At 36.7% G+C, this 11252-nt stretch carries 6 protein-coding genes; 5 read left to right on the top strand and 1 reads right to left on the bottom strand.

What is annotated here, in order from left to right:
• Nucleotides 1–4412 (bottom strand): pectate lyase-like adhesive domain-containing protein (locus tag Q0R51_RS06795; protein WP_294757593.1); only part of this gene is annotated, 4412 nt, incomplete at its 3' end.
• A 412-nt stretch (nt 4413–4824) separates the two neighbouring features.
• On the opposite strand from Q0R51_RS06795, the gene Q0R51_RS06790 reads away from it, so the two are divergent.
• The 5 genes from Q0R51_RS06790 to Q0R51_RS06770 all read left to right on the top strand — a co-directional run bounded on the left by Q0R51_RS06790 (nt 4825) and on the right by Q0R51_RS06770 (nt 11198).
• Nucleotides 4825–6177 (top strand): MFS transporter, encoded by a 1353-nt coding sequence (locus Q0R51_RS06790; RefSeq protein ID WP_174795120.1) that lies wholly within the window; start codon nt 4825–4827, stop codon nt 6175–6177.
• A gap of 145 nt (nt 6178–6322) precedes the next feature.
• Nucleotides 6323–7879, top strand: a complete 1557-nt coding sequence (locus Q0R51_RS06785; RefSeq protein ID WP_294757592.1) for an SLAP domain-containing protein — start codon at nt 6323–6325, stop codon at nt 7877–7879.
• Nucleotides 7880–8030: 151 nt separating this feature from the next.
• Nucleotides 8031–8429: a nuclear transport factor 2 family protein gene (locus Q0R51_RS06780; RefSeq protein ID WP_294757590.1), complete on the top strand. Its 399-nt coding sequence runs from the start codon at nt 8031–8033 to the stop codon at nt 8427–8429.
• Nucleotides 8430–8718: 289 nt separating this feature from the next.
• Entirely contained in the window at nt 8719–10083 is a 1365-nt protein-coding gene (locus Q0R51_RS06775; protein WP_046325441.1) for a PTS sugar transporter subunit IIC, read from the top strand.
• A 14-nt stretch (nt 10084–10097) separates the two neighbouring features.
• A complete protein-coding gene (locus Q0R51_RS06770; protein ID WP_294757587.1) occupies nt 10098–11198 on the top strand; it encodes a DUF871 domain-containing protein in 1101 nt (366 codons plus the stop codon).
• The last annotated feature ends 54 nt before the right edge of the window (nt 11199–11252 follow it).

Below are 11252 nucleotides of genomic sequence, written 5' to 3'. Positions count from 1 at the left end.
TTGGCCGTTAAATTAGGATTATTCTGAATTTTGTTAACAATGTCTTGTTTAACTGCTTCCAGCTGCTTTTTAGCAGCAGTTTTATAAGCACTCAAAACGTTCTGCTTACCGTCAGTAATATCCTGATTAATAGCGGTAAGTGAGTCATGGCTAGCAATCGTGTTGGTAGCATTAGTGGCAGCCTCATCAATATTAGCTTCTTGTTCCACTCCTAAATTGTTTTTAGCTTCAGTTGCATCTTGCTCAATTTGCTTTTTAGCAGCAGCCTTATAGGCATTTAAAACGTTCTTTTTGCCGTCAGTAATATCTTGCTTGATGTCAAGAGCAGAGCTATGACTGGCAATCGTTTTGGTAGCATTAGTGACAGCCTCATCAATATTAGACTCTTGTTCAACTCCTAAATTGCTTTTAGCTGTCTCTGCGTCTGCCTTAACTTGAGCTTTAGCATTTTCTTTAAAAGCATTTAAGATATTTTCTTTAGCTGCTGCTTCTGCTTGGACAATATTTTGACTACTTGCAGCATTATTCTCAATTTTATCAATTGCCGCTAGGGCATCTGTCATGGCGGTTTCGGCTTGGCCAACTTGACCAAGGACATTCTCGTAGCCCTTAGTATAACCAGCAATTTCAGCTTTGGCAGCTGCTTTGTTAATTAAACTTTTAGCAGCAGCTTTTCTCTTATTGATAATTTCACCGTCATCAGTGCCATAAATAGATTTGGCAGTATCACCAGTAGTAGCTGTTGCAGCAGCAACTGCTTCATCTATTTCATCAAGGTATGTTTTTTGTTCATCCGCTGTTAAATCAGAATTTTGAATCCGTTCTTTAGCTTGAGCAGCTGTCTCCTTAATATCTTTTGCTGCTTGGTCTTTTACTTTATCCGTATGTGTGCCATTAATCTTATCAATACCATTGTTAAGATCATCTTTAGGATTATTGCTGTTAATAATATCTTTGATAGCTTGATTTAAAGCAGCTTGAATTTCAGGTCGATCATCACCATACTGTGCTATTTGCTTTTTAGCAGCAGCTTCTAATGCTGCAATTGCATCAATGGTATCTTGCACACTTGGGAGTAGAGCTTTGGCTTCTTTTTGATGGTTATTAATAGCCGCTTCATTTTCGTCTTGATCAAGATCACCGTCAGGAGCAACAATTTCTTTTGGCCGCTTGAGCTTGTCTTTTATGCCGTTAATTAACTCGTCTACCGGTGGTTTAACATTTTCATCTTTAGCGGCTGCGTTAATAGCATTTTCGACTTTTGTAATTGCCTGGTTAATATCAGTTTTTACATTATCTCGGTAATCTTTTCCTGCCTGATTAATGGCGTTAATACCGTCACTAACAACCTGATCGATGTTGGTGTTATTTGTGGCAGCAGCTTGTACTTTATTAATGGCTTGGTTTTTGGCAGCAGTGATAGATTGTTCTTGTGTAGGGAACTTTTTAACTTGCTCCTCAGCTTGCTGAGTTAGTTTGTCAATTGCAGCCGCTTTAGCTTTTTCATATTCTCCTTGACTTTGGGCTGTTTGTATAGCCTTATTGACCAAGTCTAAAGCTGTCTTTTTCCTATTATTTATTTCACTGATTGCCGTCTTGGATAATTGGACGCCATAAACTGATTTTTTAGAATCATAATTGCTATTTTTATTGGTAGCAGCATACTGGGCAGCTTCATTCAGTGCATCAGAGAATGCTTTTTCCTGATCTGCAGTTAAATTAGCCGGCTTTTTAGTTTTAGCAGCATTAATAGCATCAGTAATTTCCTGAGCTGCTTCTTGCTGTACCTCGCTAAATGGTTTGATTCCAAGACTAACTGTAGTAGGGCGGTCGCCACTGGCAATGTCTAACGGACTATATTCAATGAAGTTTGCGTGAGGAGTTAGTTGAATTGTGGCGTCTTTAGCCATCCTGGTAGTAATTTCGGCAGGGATGGTAATGGTGAAGGAGCCATCAGGAGCAACTTTAGCGGCAAATTTGGTAGGTAATGCTGCCAAATCATTTGCTTCACCGCGATAAGTATCAACAGTTTCAGCGTAGGGATTAGCGATTGTTGAATCAATAACAGCTTGACCATTTCTGTATACACCACTATCTTTAAACCTGGCTAAGACATAGGCTTCGGTACCACCAGGTAAGATGTTTTTAAAAAAGCTGTCACTATCTGGGCCGTCTTTGGCAGGATCATAGTATAATACGTGACCTTTGACCAGCTTGGAGCCATCGTCTTGATTAGTTACTGTCACGTCTTCTGGGTCTATGTCTAAGAAGCCGCTTTGATTAGCCGGTGTAAATCTGATGTTATTGTAGCCTGGGTTGTCTTTATTGGAAAAAGCTGCTTCCACGATGGCTCGAAAGAGCTGGTCATAGCTTTGATGATTGTAATTTTGCAGCAATTTCTGGAAGTTTTCAGGTGCTTTACTGAGAATGGCGCTAAGCTGGGGGCTATCTTTTTTGACTTTTTCTAAGTCGAAGATCCTTTGACCGTTTAATACTTCCAGTTTGTTAACTGCGACAGTTTTAGCAGTTTTTTCGACTTGTAAAACATGAAAAGGCGGCAAGACTAAGTTGCTGCCAAGAGCAGATCCATTTAACAGTTCACCAAGGTTTAAGGACTGGCGAACATTTGTCACGGTGATTTTATTATCACCGATAATACTGGTGCGATCATTGTTATTCAGATGAGCATCTAACACAAGAGAAGTAGGGTTATTAACAATCAGTTGCCCAGTATTGGCCACATCAACCAGTTTTATTGCACCAGTACCGGCATCACCAACTAATTGAATTTCAAAGCCGCCGTTTTGCACGTTAGCTGTACCGTCAATTTGCACTAGCGAACCACTATAATTGCCCATGTTTTGCCCGGTAATTTTGAGAGCACCACCTGAGTTAATGGCAAAATCGCCCCCAATATAAATCAGGCTTTGCTTATTTTTAGTTGAAATATTACCATTCGTGTTAACGGTAATTGCACCATTTTTGCTAATATTGACCTTTGAATTGGCGTTGTTTAAATAAATGGCTCTGGCCTGGCCATTATTTTGCTTGCCCGCATACTTAATTCCTTCACTTTGCCCGATGTTAATGTTCACCTGACCGTGAACAGTTACTTGCGCATCGTCACTAATGAAAATGGCACTGACTGGATTGCCGTGTTCACTGTTATTAGCACCATTTGAGCCATCGTACGTCTTAAGTGGGGTCAGGTCAACAACTGCTCCTTGTTCAACATTAAGAGAATTGCCTTCTCCTCTCATTTCAATCAAGGTACCACCAAATGTCGAACCGTCAAAGTGGCAGCCTGCTTTAAAAGTAATGCTATTATTGCTGTTGGTAAATTCTAAAAGTTGCTGATTATTACCGTCAAACCAACCGCCAATATTGCTTGGAATTTTGACAGTTTCCGCGTGAATTTGGCCTTCAAAAATAATGTCAGTATTATTTTTGGTATATGTTAATTGTGAACCATAAAAATCAATATTTCTAAAAGTGATTTTAGCTGTTTGTCCTCTAGTCATATTGTAAGTATCAGCGACACCATAATAGTCTGTACTTTTAAGTATTAAGTTTTCATAAGTAATATCTAAAGAAGAATTACCGGTAAGAGTAGGGTGGTTGCTCTTGAAATCAAGGGTATATTTCGCATTACCTGCAGACTTAATTAATAATTTTCTACCTTGAAAAGCCTGGCGATTATGACCTGTCTCTCTGTCAGCACTAATATTATTGGTAATATCAATTTCACTTACATTACTATTGGTTAGGGCGCTAATAAAATCCTTCCAGTTACCAACGCTTACTTTTTTACCAGCGTCTTTTGCATCTTTTGCGGTGATCTTAGACTTTGCGGCGTCCTTATTTTTATCTGTTTTGCCAGTTTCCTGCTTAGCAGTATCGTCTGTATGGGGCTCTTCTTTGTCCGAGTTATCGCTGTTAATGCCTGTTTTGTCTTCAGTACCTTTGTTAATATCATTGTTGTCTACACTATTTGCATTAGGCTCTACCTTGTCTGGGTCGTCATTGGCAGCAGTTTGATCTGTTTGAGCAGTGTCATTTTGTTTACTGTTACTATTATTCTCCCTCAAAAACGAACTCAAGCCAGAAAATGCGGTTAAATTTGGTTCCCCTTCTGGCTTGTTTGTTTTGTATGTAGTAGTAGATATATCTCGTGCGGTATTTTTGTTGCTGTCTTGCGAAAAGATTTCTGCTTGAGAATAGGTATTCTTCTCAGTTAGTTGAGGCGGAACAACTGTATCAGCCTTAACTGTTTTGCTGTTTAAGCCTAAAAAAGTAAAGCCAAGCAATACAGAAGTAGTACCGATACTCAATTTACGAATTGAGAAATGGTCTTGCTTAGCCTGCCTTGCCATTTTTTTCACCCGTTCATTGTAATTATTCTTTCCTAACATAGAAATTTCCTTTCTAATTTCCATTTACTATATAATTATCAATTTAGTAGATGATGATATAAATGTCAATTATTGCGTTTTGTAAAGTATTAGTTTATAAATAACAAGTTTTGCAAAAATAAGACAGCGTAAATTAAATAAAGATAACGCTAGCATTAAATTTTAGATAACAATAATTGGCTTTTATAGGCAAAAATTAGATGATGATATTAAAAAAACTGTTCAAAATAAGGCAGCTAAAATTCATATATATATATCTAAATAATATTGTTATATAATTTATTTAATTTGCTAAAATACGAAGGAAAAATACAGTTGCCGCAATGCATGATTTGTTATGTTTCAAATTAGTTGCACCATTTTAAGTATTGAGAAAGTTCTATGATATCCTGAAGGGGAGGAGGCATTTATGATGTTTAAATGGATTTTAAAACAGCCTGATTCGAATATGCTAGTTCCTAAAGAAAAAGTGGCACAAACATACAGATGGCGGCAACTAGGAGTTTTACTAGCAACTTGTATTGGCTATATTGGGTACTACATCATTCGCCTTGTATTTACCACGGAACAAAATGATATTATGAAAGAATATCATTTCTCTACAGCTAATATTGGTCTCATTTTGTCTTGTTTTGGTATTGGCTACGGCATAGCAAAACTCTTTATGGGAGTATTGGCAGATAGGTGTGATTCCAACCGGTATTTAATGGTAGGACTGTTATTGTCTGCAATATTAAATATTTTTTTAGGTTCAACTCACAACCTTTATTTAATGATGTTGTTAATGTTTTTAATGGCAGTCACACAAGGAATGGGGGCTGCAGCTTGCCAAAAAATGATTCAGCTCTGGTGGGGACCAAGAATGAGGGGAACAATGTATTCCATTTGGTCTTCAGCACATAATGCCGGCTCATTTATTTGTGTGGCCATAGTGCAACTGGCGGTTTTCCTTTTTTCAGGTTCAATTCCAGCTGTCTTTTATACATCCTCAGCAGTTTCCTTTATCATTTGCATCTTAATTTTAGTTTTGGGTGCTGATAGACCTAAGGTGGTCGGGTTACCTGATATTTCTACTTATACAGGTGACAAAGTTATTCTGGATAATGGCCAAGTTTCTACTGCGGATCAGACTGATTTGAGTGTGGGCCAAATTTTTGTTAAGTATATCTTGCAAAATAAATTAGTTTGGGCAGTTACTCTGACTTCAATGTCACTTTATCTGGTTCGCTACGGCATTCAGAGCTGGATCCCATCTTATTTGGTCCAGAATAAAGGCTTCGATCCGGCAGCTGCTAAATGGATTATCGGCATTTTTGAATTAGCATCAGTTCCGGGAGTAATTATTATTGGAGCGATTTCAGATGCTTTAAAAGGACGTCGCGCATTAGTTTCAATCGCCTGCGTAATTGGGACATTAATTTGCTTAACGCTATATTTTTTCAGTAATAATCATGCTCTGATAATTGCCGCTTTAATCATAATGGGTAATTTGATTTACGCACCGCTGACACTTGTGGGACTAATGATTAATGAGGTTGTCCCGAAATATGCAGTAGGTGCGTCAACGGGCTTCATGGGCTTTTTCCAATACATTTTTGGTGAAACTCTAGCAACAGCTTTAATCGGGATACTAGTTGATAAATTTGGCTGGATAGCCAGCAACTCGGTTCTTTACGTTGCCTCATTTGCGGCATTAATTTTCTTAATTTATACCGCTATTAGTGAAAACAAGATGCGCCAAGAAGCAGAAAGTAACAATAATTAGATTAAAAGAATTTTGCAGACATTTTACATTGATGCAAGAGTGTTAAAAAAAGGTAAGTAATGCTTTAAGCTATTTGAATTAGCGATTTTTAAGTATACAATATTATGTACCGATATAATTTTAAAAATAACGAGGTTGGAAACAAATGAAGATTAGTCGAAAATTATTAATGGTATCTGCTGCTGCATTAATAGGTGTCAGTCCTGTGCTTAGTGCAAGTCAAGCTGTTGTGGTTCAGGCCGCTAACAAGACTACCGCTAAGAAAAAGACGACAAAGAAGAATACCATTAAGTTGAGTCATAATGCTTATGTTTATGACAAAAATGGTAAACGCTTGAAGACCTACATGGGTAGTGCTAAAAACACTAAAATTGCTAAAGGCATTACTCTATCATTTAGTAGTAAAGTAACTATTAATAAGAAGGATTATTACAGCATTGGTAATAATGCCTTCATTAAGGCTGCTAATGTTGGCTATGTTAATGGTAAAAAGGTGACTAAAAGTGCACCAGTAGCTACTGCAAAAATTAAGCATAATTCATATATTTATAATGCTAAAGGCAAAACAGACAAGAAGAAAATTAAGAAAGGTCAAACTGTTACCGTCGACCAGTTAATTTATATTGGTAAAAAGTTGTTTTACAGAATTGGTGGTCAAAGTAATCAGTTTATAAAAGCCGCAAATGTTGGTAAAACCAGTGGTGCTAAACTGAAGCCAGTAAATAAGAAGCCTGGTAAAAATGAAAATGTACCAAGCGATAATCAAAACGACCCAACTGTAATTCTTCTTAATCACAATGCTTATGTCTATGATAGTAACGGTGAAACCACCAAGACTCTGATTAGGAGTGGTGAAAAGGTCACAGTTGATAAATTACAATATATAGGTAAAAAGCTTTATTATCATATTAATGACGTTAATTACCCAGGTAATGATCAATGGGTTAAAAAGAATAATGTGGGAATTGTTACTGGCAAGCAACTTGAGCCTGCAAATTCAAAGCCTGAAAGTGACGAAAATGTGACCACTGTTACTTTGGCTCGCACAGCTAATGTCTACAACAATAAAGGAGTTCTACAATCAACTAAGACCTTTGCTAAAGGCCACACTGCACGTGTAACAGAATTGCGTTATATTTGGGTAGCAGCTGAAAACCAATCTGCACTGTTTTACAAGTTGCAAAGTGATAAAAATGGCTACCTGAGAGAATCGGATATTAGTAACGTTAATGGTGTTAAATTATCACCAGTCAACACTCCAGAAGCAGCTAAGAATGAAAATACATATGCTTCAGCAACTGATAAAAAAGCTTTGCAGGATGCTTTGAGTCAAGATACAACTGTTAAAGCCAGTGATGTTTACAAGCTTTCTGCTAAATCATTGCGCGATGCTTATGACGCGGCTATATCCAGTGGAAGTCAGGTTAACACTGCTAAGTCAACTGTTACTCAAGTAAATGATGCTTTAAGTAAAATTAATACTGCTAAGGCAGCTTTAAATGGTAAAAAGATAGTTGTTAGTGATTTAAAGAACTTGTCATTAACTGAAGCCAGTCAAATTGTTGATCTAGTTGCCAGCGTAAATGGTGTAGACAAGAGTGCTGTGCAATTTAGCAACAATAATACGATACTGACAATTATTAGTGCTAATGGTTTCCAAAAACCTGTAACTATCACTGATTACGTCACGACAAATAAATAAAGTGTAAATAAAATCAGATAAACTAAAAAGAACGCAATTCACTGAAAATGTGAACTGCGTTCTTTTTTGAATTTTATATATAGCTGTTTGACTTTAAGCTTATAATATTGATAGATTCTGAAAGTCAAAATGAAAACCGACAGGAGGGAAAATGATGCACACAACTGAGCAACTTTTCACTGAGGAAAAGATTATTAGAGAATATTTTAATTCATGGCTAGAAAGCGATTTTAGTAGACTTGATAACTGGTTTACCCAAGATGTCTATTACCGTGAATGTTATGGTGCTACTTATAAGGGATTAAATGAGTTAAAAGCCTATATCAATTCGAAGTCTAAAGAGCAGACAGTTTTAAAATGGGATATTTTGAGCATGGCTTATACTTCCTCTAACCAGTTTGTAGTTACTTGGTTTTTTGATGCTAAAGAAAAGCAGGAATATTGTTTTGACGGTGTTTCTCTAATAGCTTTTTCTGATAACAGGATAAAAAGCATAGTGGAATATTCAACCAAGCATGAGACATACCGACCATACAAGGACAAGGTGTAACCATAATTTTGTAAACATCATATATTTAACTCATTGGTGGCAATAATTTAAATTTAATAATTTCTTTTTTTATAGCATAAACAAAAAGGTTAAAAAATTTTTTAAGAAAAATATGGTATATACCATTTATATTCAAAAGCTATAAATATATTGAAATACAAGACTAATTTGGTTTATACCAAAGCTCTAAACCTTACTGCCACAACATTTTTCACCGATTTATAGTAAAACGTTTCCATTTAATGTGCTATAATACAATTGTAGTGAAATATTAGTAGGAGGAAATATTATGAATGCTATAATTAATTGGCTAAACAAGCATCTAGTACCTGTTGCAGCCAAGATTGGTTCAATTCGCTGGCTTGTAGCTTTACGTGACGCCTTTATTTCGATAATGCCAATAATGTTAGCTGGTTCTGTTGCTAGTGTATTGAATGCCATTTTTAGAGACGTTCCCACCAACTTAGGCTGGATGGGTGTTGTTAACTCAATGCAATGGCTGATCAGTATCAATGCAATGGTCTGGACAGGATCAACTGCTATTTTGGGCTTGCTGTTTGCCTTTACCTTTGGTTATCAGATGTGTGTGCAGTATAAAGTTGAACCCATTGCGGGTGGTCTTCTTACACTAGGCACATTTATTATGAGCTTGCCTCAGAGCTTTTCAGTTGATTTGAAAAATGCTCTTACTAAAGGTGATATAAAGACCTTAACTGATGCTGGTACAGCTGTTGTCGGTAAAAATGTCAGTGCCTGGGGCTGGTTTAACTTTAACAAGTACTTTGGTGCTTACGGCTTCTTTACCATAATGATTATGGGTGCTATTTCAGTTGCAGTTTATATTGCTTTAGTTAAGAGACATATTACTATTAAGATGCCTGAAAGTGTGCCACCTGCTGTTTCTAATGCCTTTACTGGTATTATTCCAGCAACTGCTGGTTTGTTTGTTGTCGGTATTATTGATTATCTATTTAGTTTAAAGAACACTACGGTTATTGACCTAATTGCTCAAACAATTCAAGAGCCATTAATGAAGATGGGTCAAGGCTATGGTTCATTATTATTAATTGTATTCTTAGTACAACTGTTCTGGTTCTTTGGTATTCATGGTACCAATGTTCTTGCTCCAGTTACTGAAAGTATTTGGACAACAGCATTAATCGCTAACGTTAATGCCCACAAGATGCAAAAAGCTTTACCATATATGTGGACTAGAAGCGACTTCGACCTTTACGTTTGGATTGGTGGTGCAGGTTCAACACTGTTACTTATTCTAGCTGTTCTTGCCTTTTCAAAACGTGAAGATGAACGTGCTGTTGCTAAGGTTTCTCTCGTACCTGGAATCTTCAACATTAACGAGCCTATGATGTTTGGTATGCCAATTGTTTTGAACCCAATTTACATTATTCCATTCATTCTTGCTCCATTAGTTATGGTATCAATTGCCTACGGTGTTCTGAGTCTCGGCTGGGTAAGTCCGGTTGCAGTACAGACTACTTGGGCAATGCCGCCATTCCTTAACGCAATAATCGCTACGATTGACTGGCGTTCAGTTATCTTACAAATTGTTAATATGGTTGTTGGCTTCCTAATCTATGTACCATTCGTTATTGCATCTAATAACATGGATCCTGAAAAAGTTAATAAAGTTTAAGGAGCAATAATTTTATGAAACAGTTAGGTATTTCCCTTTATCCCGAACAAAGTACATTTGAGCAGGATAAAGAATATATGGATTTAGCTCACAAGTATGGCTACAGCAGAATTTTTTCTTCACTCTTGCAATTAAAGAGTGCCAGCGGTGAAGATTTACTTGCCAAGTTAAAAAAAGACGTTGCTTATGCAAATGATTTAGGGTTTAAAACCGTAGTTGATATTAATCCCGTTTTATTTAAAGAATTAAAAATTGACTATAATGATTTAGTCTTTTTCCATGACTTAGGCGTTTGGGGCTTAAGGTTAGATGAGGGCTTCAGCGGTATGGAAGAAGCCGCCATGACTCATAATCAATATGGGTTAAAAATAGAACTTAATATGAGTCGTGGTACTAATTATTTGGATAGTATTATGGCTTATGACCCTGAAGTTGATAATTTGATTGGTTGTCATAACTTTTATCCTCAAGAATACACGGGATTAAGTGAGAAAATTTTTAATGAATATTCACAAAAGTATCGTGACTATGGTTTACATACCGCTGCGTTTATTTCATCTAAAAATGCTCAATTCGGTCCGTGGCCTGTTCATGAAGGTTTACCAACAATGGAAAGCGATCGTCAAAGAGACATTTTTAGTCAAGTAACACATTTGCGCTTGAGTAAAAAAATTGATGATATTATTTTTGGCAACGCGTTTGCTAGTGAAGATGAACTAGCTGCTGCTGCGAAAGCTTTTAACAGTTCATTTCCTGCTTTAGGAAGTGAATTTGAACAAGATATTTTGCCAATTGAGAAGGCAATTTGTCTTAAAAAGCCGCATTTGTATCGCGGTGATGCTTCGGAATTTTTGTTGCGTGATACCCAACCCCGTGTCGTTTATGCTAAAGAAGATATTCCTGCACATAATAACGATAAAGCCTCTTTTGAAAGAGGAGATATAGTTGTTGTCAATGATAAATATCCACGCTACAAGGGAGAATTACAAATTGTTTTAACTCCCTTTGCAAATGATGGCAGACGTAATCTTGTTGGTCATATCTGTCCAGATGATTTGGATCTGTTGAAAGACATTGAGCCTTGGAGTACATTTATATTACGAGAATCTAACTAAGTTAATTTAATTATTAAAGCCATGAGCAATTGCTCATGGCTTTTTAATATGCAT

Source organism: uncultured Lactobacillus sp. (genome assembly GCF_946477725.1).
GTDB lineage: Bacteria > Bacillota > Bacilli > Lactobacillales > Lactobacillaceae > Lactobacillus.
The sequence above is the reverse complement of the archived record's forward strand: the minus strand, read 5'-3'. Positions and strand labels throughout refer to the sequence as shown.